Origin of the sequence: Microbacterium schleiferi (assembly GCF_015565955.1) — a bacterium.
GTDB lineage: Bacteria > Actinomycetota > Actinomycetes > Actinomycetales > Microbacteriaceae > Microbacterium > Microbacterium schleiferi_A.
In genome coordinates, this window is sequence record NZ_CP064760.1 from 2591702 (window position 1) to 2615185 (window position 23484).

At 67.5% G+C, this 23484-nt stretch carries 20 protein-coding genes and 1 pseudogene; 8 read left to right on the forward strand and 13 right to left on the reverse strand.

Annotated features, from left to right (window positions below):
- Positions 1-75: 75 nt before the first annotated feature.
- Positions 76-1518 (forward strand): cytochrome ubiquinol oxidase subunit I, encoded by a 1443-nt coding sequence (locus tag IT882_RS12580; RefSeq protein ID WP_195694371.1) that lies wholly within the window; start codon positions 76-78, stop codon positions 1516-1518.
- Between the two features lie 12 nt (positions 1519-1530).
- Complete coding sequence (cydB, locus tag IT882_RS12585) at positions 1531-2562, forward strand: cytochrome d ubiquinol oxidase subunit II (RefSeq protein WP_195692136.1); 1032 nt, start codon at positions 1531-1533, stop codon at positions 2560-2562.
- A 50-nt stretch (positions 2563-2612) separates the two neighbouring features.
- On the opposite strand, the gene IT882_RS12590 is transcribed toward cydB, so the two are convergent.
- From IT882_RS12590 to IT882_RS12605, 4 genes are read right to left on the reverse strand one after another with little or no spacing between them, the layout of a single operon-like run.
- Positions 2613-3383 (reverse strand): ABC transporter ATP-binding protein, encoded by a 771-nt coding sequence (locus tag IT882_RS12590; protein WP_195692137.1) that lies wholly within the window; start codon positions 3381-3383, stop codon positions 2613-2615.
- Positions 3380-4198: an ABC transporter permease gene (locus tag IT882_RS12595; RefSeq protein ID WP_229382119.1), complete on the reverse strand. Its 819-nt coding sequence runs from the start codon at positions 4196-4198 to the stop codon at positions 3380-3382. Before IT882_RS12595 ends, IT882_RS12590 begins: the two co-directional genes overlap by 4 nt.
- Positions 4195-4998, reverse strand: a complete 804-nt coding sequence (modA, locus tag IT882_RS12600; RefSeq protein ID WP_195694373.1) for a molybdate ABC transporter substrate-binding protein — start codon at positions 4996-4998, stop codon at positions 4195-4197. The genes IT882_RS12595 and modA overlap by 4 nt, the downstream gene beginning before the upstream one ends.
- Before the next feature lie 6 nt (positions 4999-5004).
- Positions 5005-5397 carry a TOBE domain-containing protein gene (locus tag IT882_RS12605; RefSeq protein WP_195692138.1) on the reverse strand — a complete coding sequence of 131 codons (393 nt, stop codon included), beginning with the start codon at positions 5395-5397 and terminating at the stop codon, positions 5005-5007.
- A gap of 171 nt (positions 5398-5568) precedes the next feature.
- Here IT882_RS12605 and cydD point away from each other — a divergent pair, with 171 nt between their 5' ends.
- Positions 5569-7233, forward strand: a complete 1665-nt coding sequence (cydD, locus tag IT882_RS12610; protein ID WP_195692139.1) for a thiol reductant ABC exporter subunit CydD — start codon at positions 5569-5571, stop codon at positions 7231-7233.
- Positions 7230-8891 carry a thiol reductant ABC exporter subunit CydC gene (gene cydC, locus IT882_RS12615; RefSeq protein WP_195692140.1) on the forward strand — a complete coding sequence of 554 codons (1662 nt, stop codon included), beginning with the start codon at positions 7230-7232 and terminating at the stop codon, positions 8889-8891. Before cydD ends, cydC begins: the two co-directional genes overlap by 4 nt.
- On the opposite strand, the pseudogene IT882_RS12620 reads toward cydC, so the two are convergent.
- Together IT882_RS12620 and IT882_RS12625 are read right to left on the reverse strand one after the other, a co-directional pair.
- Positions 8888-10440, reverse strand: a pseudogene (locus tag IT882_RS12620) (SDR family oxidoreductase). The gene cydC and the pseudogene IT882_RS12620 sit on opposite strands and share 4 nt — an antisense overlap.
- A gap of 9 nt (positions 10441-10449) precedes the next feature.
- Positions 10450-11082: a GNAT family N-acetyltransferase gene (locus IT882_RS12625; RefSeq protein WP_195692141.1), complete on the reverse strand. Its 633-nt coding sequence runs from the start codon at positions 11080-11082 to the stop codon at positions 10450-10452.
- A gap of 56 nt (positions 11083-11138) precedes the next feature.
- Between IT882_RS12625 and IT882_RS12630 the strand changes: the two genes are divergently transcribed.
- On the forward strand, positions 11139-11729 hold the full coding sequence (locus IT882_RS12630; protein ID WP_229382120.1) for a nitroreductase family deazaflavin-dependent oxidoreductase: 591 nt from the start codon (positions 11139-11141) through the stop codon (positions 11727-11729).
- On the opposite strand, the gene IT882_RS12635 is transcribed toward IT882_RS12630, so the two are convergent.
- From IT882_RS12635 to IT882_RS12650, 4 genes are all read right to left on the reverse strand, one after another.
- Entirely contained in the window at positions 11719-12948 is a 1230-nt protein-coding gene (locus IT882_RS12635; RefSeq protein WP_195694378.1) for a multidrug effflux MFS transporter, read from the reverse strand. The genes IT882_RS12630 and IT882_RS12635 overlap by 11 nt on opposite strands.
- A 321-nt stretch (positions 12949-13269) precedes the next feature.
- Positions 13270-14256 (reverse strand): carbohydrate ABC transporter permease, encoded by a 987-nt coding sequence (locus tag IT882_RS12640; protein ID WP_195692142.1) that lies wholly within the window; start codon positions 14254-14256, stop codon positions 13270-13272.
- Between the two features lie 58 nt (positions 14257-14314).
- Entirely contained in the window at positions 14315-15448 is a 1134-nt protein-coding gene (locus IT882_RS12645) for a carbohydrate ABC transporter permease (RefSeq protein ID WP_195692143.1), read from the reverse strand.
- 101 nt (positions 15449-15549) lie between these two features.
- Positions 15550-16869, reverse strand: a complete 1320-nt coding sequence (locus IT882_RS12650; protein WP_195692144.1) for an ABC transporter substrate-binding protein — start codon at positions 16867-16869, stop codon at positions 15550-15552.
- A 300-nt stretch (positions 16870-17169) separates the two neighbouring features.
- Between IT882_RS12650 and IT882_RS12655 the strand changes: the two genes are divergently transcribed.
- Together IT882_RS12655 and IT882_RS12660 are read left to right on the forward strand one after the other, a co-directional pair.
- Positions 17170-18201 carry a LacI family DNA-binding transcriptional regulator gene (locus IT882_RS12655; protein ID WP_195692145.1) on the forward strand — a complete coding sequence of 344 codons (1032 nt, stop codon included), beginning with the start codon at positions 17170-17172 and terminating at the stop codon, positions 18199-18201.
- Between the two features lie 177 nt (positions 18202-18378).
- A complete protein-coding gene (locus IT882_RS12660) occupies positions 18379-18825 on the forward strand; it encodes a hypothetical protein (RefSeq protein ID WP_195692146.1) in 447 nt (148 codons plus the stop codon).
- Here IT882_RS12660 and IT882_RS12665 read toward each other — a convergent pair.
- From IT882_RS12665 to rplJ, 3 genes are all read right to left on the reverse strand, one after another.
- The gene (locus IT882_RS12665) at positions 18755-21304 is read right to left on the reverse strand and encodes an HAD-IC family P-type ATPase (RefSeq protein ID WP_418887754.1); all 2550 of its coding nucleotides are present in this window, start codon (positions 21302-21304) and stop codon (positions 18755-18757) included. The genes IT882_RS12660 and IT882_RS12665 overlap by 71 nt on opposite strands.
- Positions 21305-21424: 120 nt before the next feature.
- Positions 21425-21814 carry a 50S ribosomal protein L7/L12 gene (gene rplL / locus IT882_RS12670; protein ID WP_195692147.1) on the reverse strand — a complete coding sequence of 130 codons (390 nt, stop codon included), beginning with the start codon at positions 21812-21814 and terminating at the stop codon, positions 21425-21427.
- 42 nt (positions 21815-21856) lie between these two features.
- Positions 21857-22372, reverse strand: coding sequence for a 50S ribosomal protein L10 (gene rplJ / locus IT882_RS12675; protein ID WP_195692148.1), 516 nt, complete (start codon positions 22370-22372; stop codon positions 21857-21859).
- 319 nt (positions 22373-22691) lie between these two features.
- Between rplJ and IT882_RS12680 the strand changes: the two genes are divergently transcribed.
- Positions 22692-23351 carry a YqaJ viral recombinase family protein gene (locus IT882_RS12680; RefSeq protein ID WP_195692149.1) on the forward strand — a complete coding sequence of 220 codons (660 nt, stop codon included), beginning with the start codon at positions 22692-22694 and terminating at the stop codon, positions 23349-23351.
- Positions 23352-23484: the final 133 nt, after the last annotated feature.

Genomic DNA, 23484 nt, shown 5'->3' on the forward strand with positions numbered 1-23484 from the left:
AACTTTCACCCCGACTGATGGGGCCGAGAGTAGCGTGACCACCAGTAGACAACCTCGATGTGGGGGGAAATGATCATGGATCTGCTCGATCCGCTGCTGCTAGCCCGTTGGCAGTTCGGCCTCACGACGCTGTACCACTTCCTGTTCGTGCCACTGACGCTCGGCATGTCGGTCACCGTCGCCATCTTCCAGACCGTCTGGTATCGCACCGGCGATGTGAAGTGGCTGCACCTGACGCGGTTCTTCGGGAAGATCTTCCTGATCAACTTCGCGATGGGCGTGGTCACCGGCATCGTGCAGGAGTTCCAGTTCGGTATGAACTGGTCGTCCTACTCGCGGTTCGTCGGCGACGTCTTCGGAGCACCCCTCGCCTTCGAAGGGCTCATGGCCTTCTTCTTCGAAGCGACCTTCATCGGCCTCTGGATCTTCGGCTGGGACAAGCTCCCGAAGGGGTTGCATCTGGCATCCATCTGGATCGCCTCGATCGGCGCGCTCCTGTCGGCCTACATCATCATCGCGGCCAACGCGTTCATGCAGAACCCGGTCGGCTACCAGATGGCCGAAGACGGCAGTCGCGCCGAGATGAACGACTTCCTTGCGGTGGTAACGAACCCGATCGCCTTGGCGGCGTTCCCACATACGATCTTCGCGGCCTTCATGTTCTCGTCGGGCGTCGTGATCGCGGCAGCAGCCTGGCACATGGCTCGCAAGCGCAACATCGAGATGATGCGCCCCGCCCTGAAGTTCGGTCTGTGGGGCATGATCATCGCGTTCGCCGGCACGTTCCTCGCCGGTGACCAGCTGGGTCTGGTGATGGTCAGCACCCAGCCGATGAAGATGGCTGCCGCGGAGGCGCTCTACAACTCGGCGTGCGGTGCTAACGCGTCCTTCTCGATTTTCTCGATCGGAACGCCCGACGGCACGGGCGAGATCTGGTCGATCCGCGTCCCCTATCTCCTGTCGCTGCTGTCGACCCATACTCTCGACGGATGCGTCGAAGGCATCAACGACCTCAACGCGCAGTATGCAGCGCAGTGGCCGGACCTTGCCGCGCAGGTCGACGGCGTCTTCAACCCGGTGCTGTGGATCACCTACTGGTCCTTCCGCTGGATGATGGGCCTGGGCTTCCTCGCGACCTTCATTGCGATCGTCGGCCTGTGGCTGACCCGCAAGAACGCCAAGCGCGATGTGCCCCGGTGGGCCTGGAGCGTCGCGATCTGGACCGCACCGATCGCGCTGGTGGCCTCGCTCGTGGGCTGGGTGTTCACCGAGATGGGGCGTCAGCCGTGGATCGTGTTCAGCCTCATGCTGACCGAGGATGGCGTCTCACCGAGCGTCCCCGGCTGGTCGGTGCTGATCTCGCTGGTCGCCTTCACCGCGATCTACGCCTCCCTCGCGGTCGTTGAGTTCGGCCTCATCCTCAAGACCGTGCACAAGGGGCCAGACCCACTCCCCGAGCCCGGCAGCACGGATGCCGAGCCGACCTCCCGCGAAGACACCCCGACGACGGTCTACTAGGAGCTGATCATCATGGATCTCGCATACCTCTGGTTCTGGATCGTCGGAGTCCTGTTCGTCGGCTACTTCGTTCTCGACGGCTTCGACTTCGGCGTGGGAATGTCGCTGCCCTTCCTCGGCAAGGATGAGGTCGGCAAGCGTCAGATCATCAACACGATCGGTCCCGTCTGGGACTTCAACGAGACATGGCTGATCGTCGCCGGCGCGTGCCTGTTCGCTGCCTACCCCGAGTGGTACGCCTCGCTGTTCAGCGGCTTCTACCTCGCGCTGCTGCTGATCCTGCTCGCCCTCATCCTGCGCGGCGTTTCGTTCGAGTACCGCCACCAGCGCGAGGGTCTGCGCTGGAAGAAGGGCTTCGACACGATGATCGTCATCGGGTCGGTGCTCCCCGCGCTGCTGTGGGGCGTGGCCGTCGCGAACCTCGTCCAGGGCGTGCCGCTGGATGAGAACCACGAGTACACCGGGTCGCTGCTCACGCTGCTCAACCCCTACGGGCTGCTCGGCGGAATCACGCTCGTCCTGGTCTTGTTCCTGCACGGCCTGTACTTCATCGGACTCAAGACCGACGGTCAGGTACACGAGGATGCCAAGCGCCTCGCGACCCGGGTCGGGTTCATCACCGTCGTGGTCGCTGCCGCGTTCCTGATCTGGACGATCTTCATCGCCGCCGCCCACGAGGCTCCGCTCCTGCCGTTCGTCATCGCGGCAGCAGCTCTCGCGGCCGTCGCCCTCCTGCTGTCGATGTTCTTCCACGTGAAGGAGCGCGAAGGGTGGGCGTTCACGGCGGGGATCTTCACCGTCGCTCTCGCGGTGCTGACGCTGTGGATGTCGATGTTCCCGAACGTCATGCGCTCGTCGACGGATGTCGCGTTCAGCCTGACGATCGAGAACGCCTCGAGCACCGACTACACCCTCACGATCATGTCGTGGGCAGCGCTCATCTTCCTCCCCCTCGTCCTCGCCTACCAGGGTTGGACCTACTGGGTCTTCCGCAAGCGCGTCACCCGGTCACGGATCGAGAAGGCCGAACTCGTCAATCACTGAGCGTGTCAGACACGGTACCCGGCGGGCACTGAGCCCGCCGGGTACCGTGTTTATCCGTCCTCGCTGACCTGCCCGGCGATCCGCACGTGGCCTGCCAGCGCTTCCGCAAACGGCGTGGCCGGGTGGCGCAGCACATCACGGACCGCGCCCTGCTGCGCCACCCGCCCCCGTTCGAGGACGAGAAGGCGATCGGCCACGGCGACGGCATCCACGGGGTCGTGAGTGATGACGACGGCGGTGCTGCGCAGGTGGTCGGCCAGCAGCATCCGGATCTCCGCCGCCGTCTGCAGGTCCAGTGAGGTCAGCGGCTCATCCAGCAACACGAGACGCGGGTCCACCGCGAGCGCCCGAGCCAGCGCCACGCGCTGTTGTTGACCGCCGGACAGGTGCGCGGGCATCCGTTCTGCGAACCCGGCCAGCCCGACCCGGTCGAGCCACTCCTCGGCGACGCGTTCAGCCTCGAGGCGGGAGGCGCCGCGGGCGCGGGGTCCGAACGCGACATTCTCGCGTGCGCTCAGGTGCGGGAAGAGGCGGGCATCCTGGCCGAGAAGCATGACGCCGCGATCCATCGGCGCCACGTGGATGCCTCGTCTCGGACGGATGCCGCCCGCGGGGGCATCCGAGAGAACAGTGCCGTCGAGCTCGATGCGTCCGGCATCCAGACGGAGGAACCCGGCGAGCGCCGCCAACAGCGTGGACTTGCCCGCACCGCTCGGCCCCATCACCGCAACGCGCTCGCCGGACGCCAGGTCGAGGTCGATGTCGAGGTCGAAGGTCGCGGAGCGGACAACCCGCATCTGTGCTGACAGTGCCGCCGTCATCCGGGAACCCCCCGCCTCGGTCCCTCGGCGCGCCAGCCACGGACAAGCAGCAAAATAGCCAGCGCGGCGACCAACAGCAGGAGCGAGAGGGCAACGGCAGTTCCTTGCGTGACGCCGGCTCCGTTGAAGGCGGTGTAGATGGCCAGCGGCATCGTCTGGGTCACTCCCGGTGCGTTGCCCGCGAACAGCGCCGTCGCGCCGAACTCGCCGATCGCGCGCGCGAAACTCAGCACGACGCCGGCGATCAGCCCCGGGGCTGCGAGCGGGAGCGTCACGCGCCGCAGGATCAGCCAACGCCGGGCGCCGAGCCCCGCAGCGACCTCTTCGAGATCGGTGCCCGTGGCCCGGAGGGAACCCTCCACGGCAAGAACCAGAAACGGCAGCGCGACGAAGGTCTGGGCCATGACGACCGCTGTCGTCGTGAACGGCAGCGTGAGCCCGGCTTCGGCGAGCAGACCCCCCGCCCATCCGCGTCGCCCGAACAGAAAGAGCAGCGCCACTCCCCCCACCATCGGGGGAAGCACCAGCGGCACCGTGACAAGCGCTCGCAGCACGGCAGCGGTCCGTGGCGCCGACCGAGCGATCAGCAGCGCCAGTGGCACACCCAGAAGAACGCACAGTCCGGTCGCGGCAAGACCGGTTCCGAGTGACAGCACGAGAGCCTGCACGGCCTGCGGCGAGGAGATGTCGACCCAGAAGGTGTCCCACTGCACTCGGGCGATCAGCGCCAGCAGCGGTACGACGAGAAACGCCAGTCCGAGCAGCGCCGGAACGAGGAGCGAGCGCGGCAGGAGCGTCCCGGGGCGCGGGCTCACGGCGCTCCGAACCCGAAGGATGCGAGCACGTCCTGCCCGTCGGGCCCCCGCACATAGGAGATGAACGCTGCCGCCGCCGCGGGCGTGGTAGCCGAACGCAGCGCGGCAATGGGGTAGAGGTTGACCACGAGCGCTGCACCCTCGGGCACGATCGATTCGACATCGGCACGGCCCGCGACATCCGTTCGGTACACCAGACCGGCGTCGGCTTCCCCGGCGGCGACCTTCGTGAGCACGGCCGCGACGTTCTGCTCCAGGCTCGCGGGAGTGACCGCGACGCCCGCGCCCGTGAGGAGCTTCTGCGACGCGGACCCGCACGGCACCTCCGGCGCACACAGCACGACAGAAAGATCCGGATCGGCGAGGTCCGCGAGACGCGACACCCCCGCAGGGTTGCCGGCCGGGACGACGATCACAAGCGTGTTGGAGGCGAACAGCTGCGGCGTCTCGGCGAGCCCGGCATCCACCACCGTGGCCATCGTCGATTCGTTCGCAGCCGCGAAGACGTCCACCGGCGCGCCCTCGATGATCTGCGTGGCCAGGGTCGACGAACCGTCATAGGTGATGGGCCGGACGTCGACGTCGGGGTAGGAGGCCTCGAAGCCCACGGCGATCTCATCGAAGGCCGCTTTCAGCGACGCAGCGGCGAAGATCGTCACCTCTCCCGATACGGCCGGAGCCGAGGCACCGGTCACCGCTGTGCTGGGCGAGGCGTCGGTGGCACCGGCTGAGCATCCGGCGAGGGACAGGGCGAGGGCGGATGCGGCGACGAGAACGACGCGGGGCACGGCGGCGCGCATCACCGATCAGTCCTTCGGAGCTTCGACGATGACGGTGGTCGCCTTGATGACCGCGGCGGCAAGAGAACCGACCTGCAGGTCCAGGTCGCGCACGGCCTCGGCCGACATCAGGGAGACAACGCGGTGCGGGCCGGACTGGATGTCGACCTGGGCCATGACGCCGTCGACCTGCACGCGCGTGACCAGACCGACGAAGCGATTGCGCGCGCTCGAGAGCACGTCAGCGGCGTCTGACCCCTGTTGCGCGCGCTCCACGGCACGCTGGGCGAGCGCGTCGCCGGGTATCTCTGCCGGTGAGGCTCCGGTCGTCGCGAGCAGGCCGGCCTCGATCCATCGCCGGACGGTGTCGTCACTGACGCCGAGCAGTCGGGCGGCATCCGCAATGCGATAGGTGCGCATGCTCGAACTTTAGCATCCGCATATGCGGTCATTATCGATCGTGTGTTCCGCTCAAGCGGATGCGTATCCGCCTTTCCCCCGCTGATGCGTCGAAGTCTGACACCCACGGACCGGGACCTTTGGCACGGTTCGCCGGGGCGTCGCCCTGCGGAAATGAGGCAGACTCGATTCATGCCCGCCGAGCAGGATCGACCCGCGCGTCGGGGACCTGTCGATCCGCGCCTCCTGCGCTACGCGCGGAGCTCCCGCGGCTTCTTCGCTCTCATTGCCGCCGTCGGCCTCGCCCAAACGCTGACCATCATCGCGTTCGCCTGGTTCCTCACGACCGGGATCGTCGGCGCAATCGACGGACGATCGCTCAACGAACTCGCCCCGACACTGGCGGCGCTCGGCGCCACCATCGCCGTTCGAGCTGTGCTGATCTGGGCACGCGAGGCAGCTGCTTCCCGAGCAGCAGCCCGCGTCGAGAGCGAGCTGCGTGAGAACCTCGTGGGCGCCGTCGGCACGCTCGGCCCGGAGTGGATTTCCACCCGGAACACGGCGCAGCTCGCCGTTACCGCCGGCCGCGGACTGGAAGCGCTGGATGCCTACTTCGGCCGCTACCTGCCCCAGCTGGTCCTCACCGCGATCGCGACACCGATCCTCGTGGCGATCATGTGGTGGCAGGACTGGTTGAGCGGCCTCATCGTGCTGCTGACCCTCCCCCTCATCCCGATCTTCATGGTGCTGATCGGGCTGGCCACCCGCGCCGTGCAGCAGCGGCAGTGGAGAACCCTCGGTCAGCTCGCCGCGCGCTTCAGCGACACGGTGCAAGGACTCTCAACACTCAAAGTCTTCGGACGCCAGCACCGCGCCGCCGACTCGATCGAGAGCGTCACGACGCGCTATCGGCGCGAGACCATGAAAGTCCTGCGCGTCTCTTTCCTCTCTGGCTTCATGCTCGAGTTCCTCGCCTCGATCGCCGTCGCGATCGTGGCCGTCACGATCGGGTTCCGACTCCTCGACGGTTCCCTGGCTCTCACGGTGGGTCTGTTCGTTCTGCTCCTCGCGCCCGAGGCCTACCTCCCCCTGCGCCAGGTCGGAGTCCAGTTCCATGCGGCAGCCGAAGGGGTAGCCGCAACCGAAGACATCTTCGCGGTGCTGGATGCCGCGGCATCCGCTCCGAAGCCTGCAACGCCCACGGCGGTGTCACGAGGGTCCGGCGCACGGCTTGTTGCCCGCGAGCTCCGCGTGCGGCGCGGGGACAGTGTCCTGCCGCCCGTTTCGTTTGAACTCGAACCGGGCCGGGTCATCCTCCTGGAAGGACCGAGCGGCGCGGGCAAGTCCAGCATCCTGGCCGCACTGCGCGGCGCTGCCCCCTTCGAGGGGTCGGCGACGATCCACGGCGCAGATGTCCGAGGGATCTCATCAGCGAGCTGGCTTGCATGGGCGGGGCAGAGCGCGGGTCTCATCTCGGGCACGGTAGCCGACAACGTTGCGCTGGGAGACGCGAACCCCGACGCGGCACTGATCGAAGCATCCCTGCGTCTGGCGTGTGCCGATGAGATCACCCCGACTCGCGAACTGGGAACACAGGGGGCGGGACTCTCGGGCGGCCAGGCGCAGCGCGTCGCGGTGGCGCGCGCGTTCTACCGTCATCTGCGCGGACAGGCCACGGTCATCGCTCTCGACGAACCGAGCGCCGCCCTGGATGCCGAGACCGAAGCGCGACTGTGGGCGTCAGTGCGAAAGGTCGCCGACGACGGCGCCGGGGTCATCCTGGTCTCCCATCGCGAGAGCGCCCGGCAGATCGCCGACGAGGTCGTGGCTCTCCGGGCGAGCGAGGTGATGGCATGACCACGGCGCGCGAGGTCCTCCGCGGCGCAATGCCGCCGGTGCGCCGGTTCTGGCCGGGCGCGGCATCCGCCTTCATCTCCGAGGCATCAGCGGTGGGTCTCCTTGCGACGAGCGCCTGGCTGATCGTACGGTCCAGCGAGATGGTGCCGGTGCTCTATATCTCTGTCGCCGTCGTGGGCGTGCGCTTCTTCGCGCTGACGCGATCGGTCTTCCGCTATCTCGACCGGCTCGCCGGCCACGATGCTGCCCTGCGCCAGCTCGCCGCCACCCGCACCGACATGGTCCGCCGACTCATCCCGCTCGCACCCGACGGACTCACGCGCACCAAGCGCGGATCGGTCCTCGGCGCCCTCGTGGACGACGTCGACGACCTCCAGAATCTGCCCCTGCGGGTCGTGCAGCCCCTCGTCGCATCAGCGACCGTGGCCCTGGCCGCCGTGATCCTCGTGACGATCATCTCGTGGCCCGCGGGGCTGACACTGCTTGCCTCCCTCGTCGTCGCCGCCCTCGTCGCCGTCGGCTGGGGCTGGGCGGCCGGAGCCCGAGCCGAGCGCGCGATCGCGCCACTGCGGTCCCGGCTCGCCGATGCCCTCCTCGACCACCTCGGCAGCCTCGACGTCCTCCTGGCCTATGGCGCCGAGGAGGCCAGCAGAACCCGGATCCGCGAGGCTGACCGGACGCTGCGCCGGGCAGTGGTCCGCAGGGCAGGGGCTCAGGCCGGGGCCGCGGGAATCATCTCCCTGCTCGCCGGGGCCGCCTCGCTCGCCGCGATCCTCGTCACTGCTCCGTCTGCGGCGGCAGGAACCCTCACGGGCCCCGACCTCGCGGTCGCGGCGCTCGTTCCCATGGCGGTGTTCGAGGTCTTCGCCGCGATCCCCCTGGCGGCCGCCTCCTGGCGCCAGGTGCACGCCTCGGCCCAGCGCATCGCTGAGGCCCTTCCCGCCGAGCCGCCGGCGGGGATCGTTCGGGACGAGCCGGCCGCGACCGGGGTCGCCCCGGCGCTCGGCGACGGTATCGTCCTGCGCGATCTGTCCGCCACGTGGCCGCACACTGACAGCGCGGCGCTGCGGGAGGTCACCCTGGAGATCCGTCCCGGCGAGAGGCTGCTGGTCGTCGGTTCGTCCGGCGCGGGAAAGTCGACCCTCGCGCATGCGCTGGTGCGCTTCCTCGACAGCGCCGGTGAGTACCGCATCGGGCAGACTGACGCGCACGGCATCGCCTCCGACGACCTGCGCAGAACTGTCGGATTGTGCGAGCAGGACCCCATGCTGTTCGACGAGAACATCCGGCAGAACCTGCTGTTCGCGCGCGAGGATGCCACGGATGCCGACCTTGAGGCCGCACTCGAACGCGTTGGCCTGGGACCGTGGCTGCGTGAACGCGGCGGCCTGGATGCGCGCGTGGGCGAGCGCGGCCAGCTGGTCTCCGGTGGTCAGGCGCAGCGCATCGCCCTCGCTCGCGCCCTGCTGCATCGGTTCCCCGTGCTCGTCCTCGATGAGCCCACAGCCGGTGTGGATCCCGCGGCATCCGATGCGCTGCTCACCGACCTGCTCTCCGCCGTCGAGCCGCACCAGTGCGTCGTGCTGATTTCCCACGTCACCGTGCCCGACGGGTTGGTCGACCGCGTCGTGCGCCTCGAACGCGGCGCCCTGGTCTAGGCGGTCGCGGGTTCCGCGTCGTCTGCGAAGGTCTCGGCGGTCGCGGCGATTCGATTGGCCATTCCGCTGAAGATGAACCCGTGGAAGGGCAGCACCGCGAACCAGTAAAGGCGTCCGGCCAACCCGTGCGGGAAGAACACGGCCCGCTGCTCGTACCGCGATCCGGTCTCGGTCGGGGTAGCCCGCAACTCGAGCCAGGCAAGACCCGGCACCTTCATCTCTGCCCGCAGACGCAGGAAGCTGCCATGCTCGATCGCTTCGACGCGCCAGAAGTCGAGTGCGTCCCCGGCCGAGAGCCGGCCCTTGCTCCGGCGCCCGCGTTGAAGCCCCACGCCACCGACGATCCGGTCCATCCAGCCGCGAACCGCCCACAGCAACGGCGACGAGTACCAGCCGTTCTGGCCGCCGATGCCCTCGATGACCCGCCACAGCGCGGATGCCGGAGCGGACGTTGTCGCGGAACGCGCGTCCACGAACACGACCTGCCCTGCCCAGTCCGGGTCGCTCGGTAATGGACTCGAGGGCACATCGAGAATCTCGGTGTCGGCCCAGCTCGTCTCGACGGTGTCGTCCTTCTCGCGGCTGAGGGCCAGCGCTACCGCATCCCGATACCGCATGAGCCCGTCCTCGGGCGGGGAATGAGGTCGTCGACCTCCCATGACCGCACGACACAGTCCACCTGCAGCGACTCGACCAGGGGGCGCGCGATCGCTGCCGGGATCGGGGTGACGAGGTTGACCCAGAGCGAGGCGAGGCGCGGCGTGAGCACCGGCAAGGCGGCGATCGCTCGTTGCCGGAGCCCCGCGACAACCGCGTACCCGTTCATCATCTGCCCGTACCGCAGCACGTCCGGACCACCGATGTCGACGGCCGTGGTGACCGTCGCCGGCACATGCGCGGCACCGAGCAGGTAGTGCAGCACGTCGCGCACCGCGATCGGCTGGATCCGGTTCCGCACCCACTTGGGCGCCGGCATGTACGGCAGAACATCGGTGAGGTGCCGCACCATCTCGAACGACGCGGAACCCGATCCGATGACGACACCGGCCTGCAGGACGAGGGTCGGCACACCCGAGTCCAGCAGAATGCGCCCGACCTCGACGCGACTGCGAAGGTGCGGCGACAGCGGGGCGTCATCCGGGTGGAGCCCGCCGAGATACACGATGCGAGCCACGGATGCCTCCGCTGCGGCGTGAGCCACCGTGGTGGCGACGTCGCGGTCGGTCTGTTCGAAGGCGCGACCGGACATCATCGAGTGGATGAGGTAGTAGAGCACATCGACGTCGCGCACCGCATCCGAGACGGCATCCGGGTCCTTCGCGTCGCCGGCGACAACCTCGACACGGTCTCCCCAGGCGAAGGCGGCGACGCGCTCCGGATGCCGGGCGAGGACGCGCACGCGGTATCCCGCGCTCAGCAACCGCGGCACGAGGCGTCCGCCGAGGTACCCGGTGGCGCCGAGCACGAGCGCTCGCGGCTTCTCGCCGCCCGTACGCGGCTGTGCGACGAGAGCGGGTTCGCGTCCCGTGGGAGCGGTGAGGTCATCCACACCGGCAGGCTATCCCGGCCCTGAGCTCGCCGGGCCGTTGAGCGACATTCCGAAGGCCTGGACGCCCTCGTGCGAGGGGAGCCGCACGAATCCGAGGCGATCGTAGAACGCGAGCGCCGCCGCGTTGGACGCGTCGGCGACCAGATGCATGCCCGATACCCCCTGCGCGCGAAGCAGCTCGATGAGCGTGTCGATCAGGCGCCGCCCCCACCCCTGTCCCTGCAGCTGCGGCAGCAGATCGATGTGCAGATGCGCGGGATAGGTGTCCCCGTAGGGCTCGGCGCCTGCACGCCGACTCGAGGCGTAGCGAAGGATGCCGGCTGTCCGCGGTGCACGGGGATCGACACTGTCAGCCTCAACAGACCACCGTGCGGCGCGCTCGGGCCACCAGGCCGTGCTGAACCACTCCTCGAAAGACCGAGTGTCGGGTGCGCAGACCACGTAGCCAGCCGGCGACCCGTCGGCGTCGACGACGAAGGCGTAGCGGGGGTGTCGCACGAGGTACGGGCGAAGAAACACCGCGGGCCAGATCTCGTCGTCAATGAGCAGGCCGGTGGCGTCGCGTCCGGCATCCGCGGTCCGAATACACACCGACGCGAGCGCCGACTCATCCTCGTCGCGAAAAGGTCGTATCTGGGCCACGCACCGATCGTAGACGCGGGCTGGCCGATCGGCGATGAGGCTGCGAGGATGATCGCGTGAGGGACGAACACGTGCCGATGACCGCGGGCGGAGCCGCGAAGGTCCCGCACCGCGTCGCCAGACCCCTGCGTGATCTGCTTCGCGCCCTGCTCGCCCCGCTCACACGCACGCGACTCTTCCGCCGCGCTGGGCCACGCATCCTCCCCCCTGTCGAGCGGGTCTTCGCCGCCCTGAGCGGCGGCCGGCTCCAACTCAGCGCGGTGCTCGTGCCGTCGCTCGTGCTTCACACGACCGGAGCCAAGAGCGGCCTGGCCCGCGACGTCCCCCTGATGTACACCCCCGACGGGCAGGGACGCGCGATCGTCGCGGGGACCAACTTCGCCGGCGAGCGCCACCCGGCGTGGACGACGAATCTCTTGGCGCATCCAGATGCCGCCATCACGGTGCGGGGGAACCGGATGCTGGTCCATGCGACGGTCATCGCCGAGGACGAGCGCGACGCCGTGTGGGCGCGCATCGAGTCGCAATGGCCTGGCTACCGCGCCTACGAGCGCGAGTCCCACCGCACGGTGCGGTTGTTTCGCCTGCAGCCGGTGCGCGCGCACTCGTCCGCGGCGGCGAATACCGATCGTCCCCCTACGGCGTAAGTGCCTGCACGGTGCGTGGCCGCACGATCAGCCACAGCGCGAGAACGGCGATGACGCCGCATCCGACCATCACCGAGGCCATCGTGGTGGCCGTGATGCCGGCGCTGGCAGAGAGCCATCCGACGAGGGGTGAGACCGCGCCGGCGACACCGAAGTTGACAGCGCCGAGGATGGATGCCGCCGTTCCCGCCGCCTTGCCGTGACGGTCGAGGGCGAGCACCTGCACGCACGGGAAGCCGAATCCGACCGAGGTGATGAACAGGAACAGGGGAACCATCGTCCCCCACAGACCGAGTCCCATGCTGTCGGCGACGACGATCCCGGTACCGAACACCACGGTGCCGGCCGTCGAGAACGCGAGAACCCACTGGGGGCCGAACCGGGCGGCGAGCCGCGACGCGGTCTGCACACCGAAGACGATGCCGAGGGAGTTGACAGCGAACAGCAGACCGTAGGCCTGCGGATCGAACCCGTAGCCGTCCTGGAACAGGAACGGCGAGGCTGAGAGGTAGGAGAACAGTCCGCTGAAGTTCATCCCGCCGATCACGAGAACGCCGAGGAAGACACGGTCGCTGAGCACCGAGCGGTAGCGCTGCCAGGTCGTCGTGCTGCCGCGGTCGTGGCGGCGCGCGGGCGGGAGTGTCTCGGGGATGAGGAAGACGGTGCTGGCGAGCATCACGATGCCGTAGACGGCCAGGACGACGAAGATCCCCTGCCAGGGCATGACGATCAGGAGCGCCGACCCGATCAGCGGCGCGATGACGGGGGCGACGCCGCTCACCAGCGCGAGGCGGCTGAGCATGACGACGAGCCGCTTGCCGCCGAACAGGTCGCGCACGATCGCCATGGCGACGACGCCACCGGCAGCAGCCCCGACCCCCATGAAGAACCGAGCGGCGCCGAGCGTGACGAGTGTCGGCGCCAGTGCCGCTGCGGCGCTGGCCAGCACGTGCAGCGCCGTCACGGCGATCAACGGCATCCGGCGGCCGACCTTGTCGCTGAGGGGACCCACGACAAGCTGCCCGACCGCGAATCCGATCATCGTTCCCGTAAGGGTGAGCTGAATAGCCGCCGAGGTCGTTTGGAAGTCCGCCTCGAGCACCGGGAACGCCGGAAGGTAGAGGTCGATCGTGAACGGGCCGAGCGCCGTAAGCGCACCGAGCAAGATGATGTACAGCACGCGGCGGCGCGCGGGCAGGGCATCGCCCGGGTGCAGCATGACCGGCGCGGTGGCCGGGTTGGGTCCGAGGGTCCGGATCGCGCCGGTCGCGGTGCGAAGTCGCACCGATCCCGTCGAGGTCGTGCTGTCGGGCCGATCGGCAGCGGAATCCGCTGCGGACGTGGCGGGGATGGAGGCAGTGTCGAGCACGGGTTCCGTTCAGGGGGAGTCGAAAGAGGAGGATTCTCGGCGCTCGGGGATCGACACCCCGATCGGCGTCGAATCGATTCGACCTCCATGATATCCGATGCTCGCCCAGGGACGGACGACAACGAAGGGGCGCCCCTCCCGGGACGCCCCTTCGAGCTGGTGCTCTCGCGATCAGCCCTTCGTGGAGCCTGCGAGCAGACCCCGGACGAAGTAGCGCTGGAGCGAGAAGAACACGATCAGCGGAACGATGATCGCAACGAACGCACCTGCTGTGAGCAGCTGCCACTCGTTGCCACGCGTTCCCGTGATCTCCGCCAGCAGCTTCGTGATCGGCGCGACCGGCCCGTCAGCGAAGATCAACGCGACGAGCAGGTCGTTCCACACCCACAGGAACTGGAAGATCGCGAACGATGCCAGCGCCGGCATCGTCAGCGGCAGGACGATCCGGAAGAAGATCTGTCCGCGTGACGCGCCATCCACCCGCGCCGCCTCGATGATGTCAGCGGGAATCTGCGACATGAAGTTGTGCAGCAGATAGATCGCCAGCGGCAACGCGAACATCGAGTGCGCGATCCACACCTGCGCATATCCGCCGGCAGCTCCCAGTGGTCCCGTGATCTGAACCCCGAAGATGTTGAGCCCACGAGAGAACGAGCTCAGCAGCGGGATCAACGCCATCTGGATCGGGACGATCTGCAGCGCGAACACGAAGATGAACAGCCAGTCCCGGCCCTTGAAGTCGATCCACGAGAACGCGTAGGCAGCGAACGCCGCGAGGGTCAACGGCACGATCGTGGCCGGGATGGTGATGGCGATCGAGTTGATGAACGCCTCGGCCATCGTGAGCTGGGTATTGCCCGCCTGCAGGACCTGGATGTAGTTCTCCAGCGTTACCTGCGGGTCGGCGAAGAACGTCCACCAGCCAGTGGTCTTGATCTGCTGTTCCGGGCGGAACGACGAGATGAACAGGCCGAAGGTCGGGATCGTCCACGCGAGCGCGATGATGATCGACGCGACCGTCGCCCACGGCTTCGAGAGCACCCGACGGACGCGCCCCGCCCGGCGGGAACCGCCGCCTTGGCTGCGGCGCATCCCCCGCTCGAGTTCTTCTTCGGTCTCCTTGTCCAGCGGGAGATCGACCGGCATGACCTCACTCATCGGATCGCCCCCTTCCGGCGATCAGCGCACGCAAGCGCGCCGGATGCGTACCGCATACTCATCGGATCTCCTTCTGCTTGCGGATTTGCCGGGCGTTGTAGATGACGATCGGCAGCACCAGGAGGAACAGGATGACGGCAAACGCGGCACTTCGGCCGGCCTCGAACTTCGTGAACTGGGTGTACATCTCGTTCGCGATGACCGAGGTCCCGAAGTTTCCGCCGGTCATCGTGCGCACGATGTCGAAGACCTTCAGCGAAGCGATCGAGATCGTGGTGAGCACGACGATGATGGCGGGGGCGATCGCGGGAACGGTGACGTTGATGAAACGCTGCCACGCGTTCGTCCCGTCCAACTGCGCCGCCTCGAGCTGCTCAGTCGGGACGCCCTTGATCGCCGCAGACAGGATCACCATGGCGAAACCGGTCTGCACCCAGATCAGCACGACGATCAGGAACAGCGTGTTCCAGGGCTCGTTGAGCAGCCATTGGACGGGGTCCCCGCCGAACCACACCACGATCTGGTTGAGGAGGCCGATCTGTGTGAACTCCGGGCCGCGGTAGGCGTATACGAAGTTCCAGATGATGCTCGCACCGACGAACGAGATCGCCATCGGCATGAACACCAGAACCTTGTAGACCTTCTCACCCCGTGTCTTGTCGATGAACACGGCGTAGGCAAGTCCGACGACTGTCGAGACCGTAGGCGCGATCAGAACCCAGATGATCGTGTTGACCACCGTGCGGATACCGTCCGGCTGCGTGAAGATCCAGACGAAGTTGTCCAGACCGACGAAGCTGTTGCCCGCAGCGTTCATGAACGACGCCACGAAGGTCTGAATCGACGGGAGGATGAGGCCGATGAGCAACAGCAGCGCTGCTGGCGTCATGAAGGCCACCAGCTGGATGAAATAGCCCTTGCCGTTTCGTGATCGGAAGTCGATCAGGAAGAAGAGTGCACCGATGAGCGCCGCAACGATCGCGGCCCACCAGACGGAATTGAAGAGAACGACCGTCACGACCGGGATGAGCACGCACATTGCGAGCCGGATCCAGGTATAGACGGGCCCCGACCGGGGCGCAATGTCGACGAGGAAGAGGATCAGGCCGATCACCGCGAGGAATGCAACGACCACGACGATCGCTTGCAGAATCGGGTGCATCGTGCCGACCCAGTTGAAGAAAGCGGTCACGTCGCTCCTTTCGAGTACGTCAGCGGACTCGCTGGAATCCTAGCCAGGAAGACGGCGAAGGGGCCGCCCCGCCTGAGCGAGGCGGCCCTCTGCTGTCACTGTCAGCTGGCGGGCCAGCCGGCTTCGATCTGTGCGGTGACCTCGTCGACCGGGGTACCGCTGATCCACGAGACCATGCCCTTCCAGAAGGTCCCGGCGCCGACGGCGCTGGGCATGAGGTCGGATGCATCGAACCGGAACGTGGTGTTCGGGTCCTGCAGGATCTCGATCGCCTGGGTCAGGATGCCCGACGAGGCGTTCGCCGGGTCGAGGCCCGTGTTGGCCGAGATGACGCCACCGAGCGAGACGCGGTTGTTCGCCCACTCCGGGCTCGAGAGGTACTCGAGCACAGCCTGGGTGTCGGACTCGTCATTGAACGCACCGACGATCTCGCCACCGCCGGTGACGGCCGGAGCACCGGCAGTCTGACCGGGCATGATGAACGCCCACACGTCGCCGTCCTCAGCGACGGTGCCACCGGCATCCTCGATGAACCCGGTGAAGAACGATGCCTGGTGGTGCAGTGCGCAGTCGCCCGAGACGAGGGCGGCCGCAGGGTCGCCGAACTCGGTCGAATTGATGGACTGCACGTCACCGAAGCCGGCGTTCACGTAGTCGGGGTTCAGCAGGTACTCACCGGTCGCGTCGAACGCGTCGATGATCGGCTGGTCGGTGAACTTGACCTCGTTGGCAACCCACTGGTCATAGACCTGGGGTCCCGAGTCGCGAAGCACCATGTCTTCGACCCAGTCGGTGCCCGGCCAGCCGGTCGCGTCGCCCGAGCCGAAGCCGGCGCACCACGGCGCCTTGCCGGTCGTGGACTGGATCGTCTGGGTGACCTGCATGAGCTCATCGAGCGTCGTCGGAACCTCGAGGCCCCACTCGGCGAACTTCGCCGGCTGGTACCAGATGAAGCCCTTGACGGATGCCATCAGCGGCGCACCGTAGAGCGTACCGTCGACGGTGCCGTAGGCAGCCCAGTCGTCCGACCAGTAGTCGGCGACGTTCTGCTGCACGGCCTCGGGAGCCGGAACCAGGTAGCCGCGCGACGCGAGGTCGGCGAGCAGACCGGGCTGGGGGAAGATCGCGATGTCGGGCGGGTTGCCACCCTGGGCGCGGATGCCGATCTGAGACTCGAACTCCTTCGATGCCTCGTACTTGATGTCGATTCCCGACTCCTCTTCGAAGTCGGCCCACGACTGGTCGAGCAGCTCCGCCTCAGTGTCTGAAATCGTGCCGTAGATCGTGACGACGTTGTCGACGTCGCCGCCACCACCGTCAGTGCCACCGCCGCCGTCACCGCTACAGCCCGCGAGCGCAATGCCCGCGACGCCGGCGATAGCCACGGCACCGAGCACCTTGTGACGCTGTGTCATGCCCATATGAATGATTCCTCCTCGTTGAGCGCAAACATGGTTCCTTCGTAAGAGCCTCTCCGGAACCGTTTCCATGACACCGTATCGCCCTCTTCCCCCGGACACAACAGATGAACCATTACGAGCCGATAACTGCGGTTGGGAGCGCTCCTTTGCCTACATAGATAGGCATTGACGACACAGCAATCCTGTGGAACCGGTTCCGCTTTTTGGTCGATGTCGTTTAGCCTGTCCCTACAACAGATCGACGATCGATCGGACATGCGGTGTCGGTAACCGCAGAGAACTGCCGGAAGGTACAAGGACGTGAGCGGCATCGAGGACGTAGCCCGCGCTGCGGGAGTCTCGAAAGCGACGGCAAGTCGTGCTCTCACCGGGCACGGGTACGTTTCGGCGGCCACCCGGGAGCGCGTAGCTCGCGTCGCCCAGGAGCTGGGATACGTTCCGTCTTCGAGCGCTGCGAGCCTCGCGACAGGACGCACGCGCAACATCGGTGTCGTCATGCCCTACCTGAACAGGTGGTTCTTCGCCGAGGTTCTCGAGGGCATTCAAGAGGTGCTGCTCGAGTCCGGCTATGACCTCACCCTCTACGACGCCAAGCCGGGGACGGAGGGCCGGCGACGTGTCTTCGACGACTTCCTGGCCAGGAAGAGATTCGACGGGTTGATCGCCGTCGGCCTGGAGCCCGACCATCACGAGCTCGAGAGACTCGTCGCCATCGGCCGTCCGGTCGTGAGTGTGGTCGCCATCGGTGACAGCGCGGGCGTCGTGCGATTGGATGACGAGCACGCCGCCCGGCGCGCGACAGCCCATCTCATCGAGCTCGGGCACACCAAGATCGCCTTCGTCGGCGGCATCTCGGTCTCCCAAGGCCCCCACGTCGACCGGGCGCGCCTGGCGGGCTACCGGGCGACGATGGCCGAGGCAGGCCTGCCCGAGACGCACGTCAGGTCTGAGGTGACCCTCCCGGGCGGCTACGCGGCGGCGGTCGATCTGCTCGGAGACGCCGAGCGCCGCCCCACCGCGCTCGTGGCCACCTGCGACGAGGTCGCGATCGGCGCCATCATCGCCGCCCGTCGCCTCGGCATCCCGGTGCCGGGCTCCTTGAGCGTCGTCGGGATCGACAATCACGAGTTCGCGGAGATGTTCGCCCTCACGACGCTCGAGCAGTCGCCGCGCAATCAGGGCGCCCAGGCGGCGCGGATGCTGCTGGAGCAGCTCGCGAATCCCGGCCAGGTTCCCCAGGATGTCAGCATCCAGGCCCGCCTGATCGTGCGCAGCTCGACAGCCCCGCCGCCCGGGACGCCCTCAGTGACAGTCGGAGTCGGCGTGCCCTAGGGGCACCTCACTCTCCCCGAGACACCCCGCAGCCGGTGAGGCACCCTGCGGCGCGCGGTGTCTCACCCGGCGCGCGGTGTCTCACTGGGAGCGCGGTGTCTCGCGCTGCGGGCCGTCCCTGCGCCGCGTCCGCAGGTTCTGCATCCGGCGCGGGGGCATCCCGCTACAGTTGGTGCCGTGGACGACACGACGACCGGCGCGGACGCGGTCACCGCGACGACGGATGCCGCCCGCCGGCCCATCGTGGTGTCGGTGGCTGTCGCTTTCGTGTACGTCACGGGACTGCTGAGCATCCTGCTCGGCATCCTGGTGTTGCTGAGCCGCTACGACCAGTCCACCTCGGGCGAGGTGCTCGCGGTGTCGCTCATCGGGGCGGCCATCATCCTTCTCGGACTTCTGATCATCGGGATCGCCTCGGGCGTCGCGCGCGGCAGCCGGCTGTCACGGATCACCCTGACGGTCTATCTGGCGATTCAGGTGCCGTTGCACGTCCTGGCCATCGCCACCGCCGATTTCGACTGGATCGCCACGGTGCAGCTCGCGCTGGAGGTCTTCACCCTCGTGGTGTTGTGGCTTCCACCGACGAATCGCTTTTTCCGCGCCGCCGCGGGCGCCGGGCGCTAACACCCACTCCCCCCGCCGTTCGGGCAGCGGTGTCTCGCGCCACGAAGCGGCGGTGGATGAAGCGCACGACCTCGACGCCCCCGATCGTCGCGACGATCACCGCGGTGAGCAAATACGCGGCTCCCTCACCCGGGTCCACGAGCTGGAAGAAATCCGTCGCCAGGGGCACCGAGAAGATCAGCACCAGTCCGATGAACATCGCGCCGATCACGAGCCCTTTGTAGCGGTTGATCGGGCGCGAGAGCACCGTGAGTATCCAGATGCCGACGATCGCGAGGATGATCGTGGCGCCGGTGCGCATCTGCTCCTCCGTGACACCGAGGGATTGCGCACCGAGCGTATAGAGCGTGAGCCCCGCTCCGACGACGACACCGGCGGGGATCGCGAAGCTCAGCGAGCGCCGCAGGAACCCGGGGATGTAGCGCTGCCGGTTGGGCATGAGGGCCAGGAAGAACGCCGGGATGCCGATCGTGAGGCCGTCGGTGATCGAGAGCTGCCGGGGCAGGAACGGAAACTGCAGCACCAGGATGCCGAAGACGATCGAGAGCACGAAGATGTAGGCGGTCTTGGTGAGGAAGAGCATCGATACGCGCTCGATGTTGGCGATCACCTGACGGCCCTCGGCGACGACGTCGGGCAGGTGCGAGAACTGGCCATCCAGCAGCACGAGGCGCGCGACGGCCTTCGTGGCCGCGGCCCCCGAGTTCATCGCGATACCGATGTCGGCGGTCTTGATCGCGAGCGCATCGTTCACCCCGTCACCGGTCATCGCCACGGTGTGGCCACGTGACTGCAGGGCCGTCACCATCCGCTTCTTCTGCTCCGGCGTGACCCGACCGAACACGTGGTACTGCTCGAGCACATCCGCGAGCGCCTCGTCGTCGTCGGGGAGCTCTCGGGCGTCGAACCCCTCCGGCGTATCGACCCCGACCTCGCGGGCAATGGCCGCGACGGTGCGGGGATTGTCTCCGGAGATGACACGGATGCCGACGCCCTGCTCCCGGAAGTACGCCAGCGTCTGCGCGGCATCCGGCCTCACCTGCTCGCGGAAGGTGAGCACGACGATCGGCACGAGGTCCTCGGGGATGCGCTCCGCCTCCGCCTGCTCATCCGAGATCTGATGCGGCGAGTGACCGAGCACGAGGGTGCGCCGCCCCGTCGCGGCGAGCTCTGCGACCAGCGATCCGAGTTCGGTCCCTGGTCCGGATGTGTCGGGAAAGACCATCTCCGGAGCGCCGAGCACCCACGCCCCACCCGGGCCGTCGACGAAGGACACGGCGCTCCACTTGCGTGCCGACGAGAACGGGATGACAGCTCCCGGCGCGAGGGGACGCTCGAGGGGATACGGGTCACGCAAGCACCGCGCCGTTGCATTTGCCGCGGGGTCAGCGCCGTACCAGGCGAGCGCCTCGCCCCACCCGGGAGCCGATTCGGCGCCGACGGGGTGGACGGCATCGAACTCGATCTCCCCGGCGGTGAGAGTGCCGGTCTTGTCGAGGCAGACGACATCGACGCGGGCCAATCCCTCGACGGCAGGCAGTTCGTTCACGAGAACCTGGCGAGAGGCGAGCTTTGCCGCACCCACCGCAAAGGCGATGCTCGTCATAAGCACGAGCCCGAGCGGGATCATCGCGGTGACCGCGGCGATGGTGTTGACAGCGGCCTGCACCCAGTCGCCGTTCTCCCAGGCTGCGACCCATCCGCCGAACACCATCATCTGCGCGTTCAGAACCAGAAGCGCCATGGGCCCGATCGCCCAGCCGACGACGCGGAGCACGAGGTTGATCGAGGAGCGCAACTCGCTCGAGACGAGCGAGAACCGCTTGGCCTCGGCGGCGAAGCGGTTGGCGTAGGAATCGGCACCGACACGGATGACGCGCGCCAGGCCCTCCCCCGCAACGACGATCGATCCCGACAGCGCTTCGGAGCCACTCCCGCCGTCATCACCGGGCCGCTTGTCGACGGCGTCCGACTCGCCCGTGAGCATCGACTCGTCGACCTGCAGGCCGCGCGCGTTCACGACCTCGGCATCGGCGGCGATCTGGTCGCCGGCGCGGAGCACGAGGATGTCGTCGATCACGACGTCGGTCGGGTGGATCTCGGCCTCGATACCGTCTCGCAGGACGCGTGCGGTCGGCGCGTTGAGCAGTGCGAGGCGGTCGAGCGCTGCCTTGGCCCGGAACTCCTGCCAGGCCCCGATGATCGTGTTGGCCAGGGCGCTCAGTCCGAAGATCGCGTCCTGCCACCTGCCGAGCAGAAGGAGCACGGCGAAGCACGACCCGACGATCGCGTTGAAGATCGTGAAGACGTTGGCGCGGATGATGCTGCCGATGCTCCGACTGGAGTCGGCCTGATAGTCGTTGGTGCGGCCATCGGCCACGCGCTGCGCGACCTCCGCCGTTGTCAACCCGGTGATCTCCTCGGCGCTCCGGGCCGGCTCTGGCCCGGGCTGCATCGCCGCGTCGGTGGCGCTGGTCATGCGTTCACCCTAGCGGGCCGCCGCGCCCCGGCAGCGAGGCGAATACGACCGCCCGGCGCAGAAACGACGAAGGCTCCGGATGCCGCAGCATCCGGAGCCTTCGGGGAAAGTCGCAGGGACTTACTTGAGGGTGACGCTGGCGCCAGCCTCTTCCAGAGCAGCCTTCGCCTTCTCGGCGGTCTCCTTGTTGGCGCCCTCGAGGACAGCCTTGGGAGCACCGTCGACGACGGCCTTGGCCTCGCCGAGGCCGAGCGAGGTGAGCTCGCGGACGACCTTGATGACCTGGATCTTCTTGTCTCCAGCGGCCTCGAGGATGACGTCGAACGCGTCCTTCTCCTCGGCCTCTTCGGCGGGCGCGCCACCGGCGGGGGCACCCGCAGCGGCAACCGCGACCGGCGCGGCGGCGGTGACGTCGAAGGTCTCCTCGAACGCCTTGACGAACTCGGAGAGCTCGATGAGGGTGAGCTCCTTGAACGCGTCGAGCAGCTCTTCAGTGCTGAGCTTTGCCATGATGATTCTCCTTGATGGGTGTGGTTATTGCCGGGGCCCGTCTCAGGCCGCGGACTCCTGCTTCTCGCGCAGCGCGTCGACCGTGCGAACGGCCTTCGACGGCAGCGCGTTGAAGACGAATGCTGCCTTGGTCATCGTTGCCTTCATCGCGCCGGCGAGCTTCGCCAGCAGGACTTCACGGCTCTCGAGGTCGGCGAGCTTGTTGACCTCTTCCGCGCTCAGGGGGGAACCGTCGAAGTATCCGCCCTTGATCACGAGAAGAGGGTGTGCCTTGGCGAAGGCGCGCAATCCCTTCGCGACGGTGACCGGGTCACCGTGCACGAACGCGATAGCCGAAGGCCCCTTGAGGTCTTCATCCATCGACGTGATCCCCGCGTTGTTCGCGGCGATCTTGGAGAGCGTGTTCTTCACCACGGCGTACTCAGCGTCCTGACGGATGCTGTTGCGGAGCTCCTTGAGCTCGGCAACCGTCAGGCCGCGGTACTCGGTGAGCAAAACAGCGGTCGAGTCCTCGAAGTTCTTCGTGAGCTCGGCAACCGTCGCTTCCTTCTGCGCCATGGCCACTCCTTGTGTCTTGTCCACGGTCCGCGGTGGCGGGCCGTGAGCCTCACACCCCCGGAACACAAAAAAGCTCCGGCGCAAGCGCACGGAGCTGAGTGATCCGGAATTCCGGAGAATCGTTCTGTGACACCTGCGCGGGCCCCTGCGATGCAGTGCTTCGATTGACGAGTGCTTGCGCACACGCCAATGACCGGCGGTCTTTGGCTTCGACAAGTGTACGCGCCTGTTCGATGCCGCGACAAATCGGCGTCGGGGTGATCGCGATTCCTCGCGTGTACGGGCAGCGGGCGTCGGCGCCCGCGCTTAGGGTCGAGGGGTGACCCCCGAACTCCAAGCGCGCATCGTCGCCGATTCGCGCGACCGGGTGGCCTGGGTTCGGGCCCGATCACGAGGGATCACGGCAACGGATGTCGCGGCGCTCACGTCCGAGCGCGTGATTCCCCGCGCCGCCGACGCGAAGCTCATGGGCTCGGGGTTCTCCGGCAACGCATACACGGCCCACGGGCGACTGCGCGAACCCGAGATCGCCCGCTGGGTCGCTGCAACGCACGGCATCCTCCCGTCGTCCGCGCTCTTCCATGCCGAGGTCGAGAAACGCCACCTCGCAACCCCCGACGGACTGATGGTCGACAGCCAGGGCCGCGTGATCCTCGCGGAGATCAAGACGACGAAGAAGGCGTGGCGCTCCATTCCCCGGTCGTACCTACGGCAGGTGTGGTGGCAGCAGCACGTCCTGGGCGCGGAGCGGACTCTCGTCGCCTGGGAGGAGCACGACGGCTTCGTTCCCGTCGGCGACGAGCCGCAATGCGCGTGGGTCGACCGCGACGATACCGAGATCGCGCGGCTGGTCGGCCTGGCAACGGCCCTGATCGACGAACTGTATATGCGCACGCAGCGCACGCGAAGCCTGCCCGCCGCGCCGGTCACCGCCGCCGCTTCCCGCGAGCCGTACCGCGCCCTGGCACTCTCGGACTGACCGCACGGTGACGGGCACGGCTCGTCGACTCCGCCACCGCGGGAGTCGCGCTGAACCGCGCACCCGCTAACTACTTGACTCTTGTCAACTAGTCGGCGTATGGTTGACATTTGTCAATGACTGCGCGATGACG

Coding starts and splice junctions, on each gene's coding strand:
- IT882_RS12650 (WP_195692144.1), bottom strand. CDS start 16,869: ATGGGCATGACACAGCGTCACAAGGTGCTCGGTGCCGTGGCTATCGCC.
- IT882_RS12580 (WP_195694371.1), top strand. CDS start 76: ATGGATCTGCTCGATCCGCTGCTGCTAGCCCGTTGGCAGTTCGGCCTC.
- IT882_RS12640 (WP_195692142.1), bottom strand. CDS start 14,256: ATGAGTGAGGTCATGCCGGTCGATCTCCCGCTGGACAAGGAGACCGAA.
- IT882_RS12590 (WP_195692137.1), bottom strand. CDS start 3,383: ATGACGGCGGCACTGTCAGCACAGATGCGGGTTGTCCGCTCCGCGACC.
- cydD (WP_195692139.1), top strand. CDS start 5,569: ATGCCCGCCGAGCAGGATCGACCCGCGCGTCGGGGACCTGTCGATCCG.
- IT882_RS12665 (WP_418887754.1), bottom strand. CDS start 21,304: ATGACCAGCGCCACCGACGCGGCGATGCAGCCCGGGCCAGAGCCGGCC.
- IT882_RS12635 (WP_195694378.1), bottom strand. CDS start 12,948: ATGCTGCACCCGGGCGATGCCCTGCCCGCGCGCCGCCGCGTGCTGTAC.
- rplL (WP_195692147.1), bottom strand. CDS start 21,814: ATGGCAAAGCTCAGCACTGAAGAGCTGCTCGACGCGTTCAAGGAGCTC.
- modA (WP_195694373.1), bottom strand. CDS start 4,998: ATGCGCGCCGCCGTGCCCCGCGTCGTTCTCGTCGCCGCATCCGCCCTC.
- cydB (WP_195692136.1), top strand. CDS start 1,531: ATGGATCTCGCATACCTCTGGTTCTGGATCGTCGGAGTCCTGTTCGTC.
- IT882_RS12605 (WP_195692138.1), bottom strand. CDS start 5,397: ATGCGCACCTATCGCATTGCGGATGCCGCCCGACTGCTCGGCGTCAGT.
- rplJ (WP_195692148.1), bottom strand. CDS start 22,372: ATGGCGCAGAAGGAAGCGACGGTTGCCGAGCTCACGAAGAACTTCGAG.
- cydC (WP_195692140.1), top strand. CDS start 7,230: ATGACCACGGCGCGCGAGGTCCTCCGCGGCGCAATGCCGCCGGTGCGC.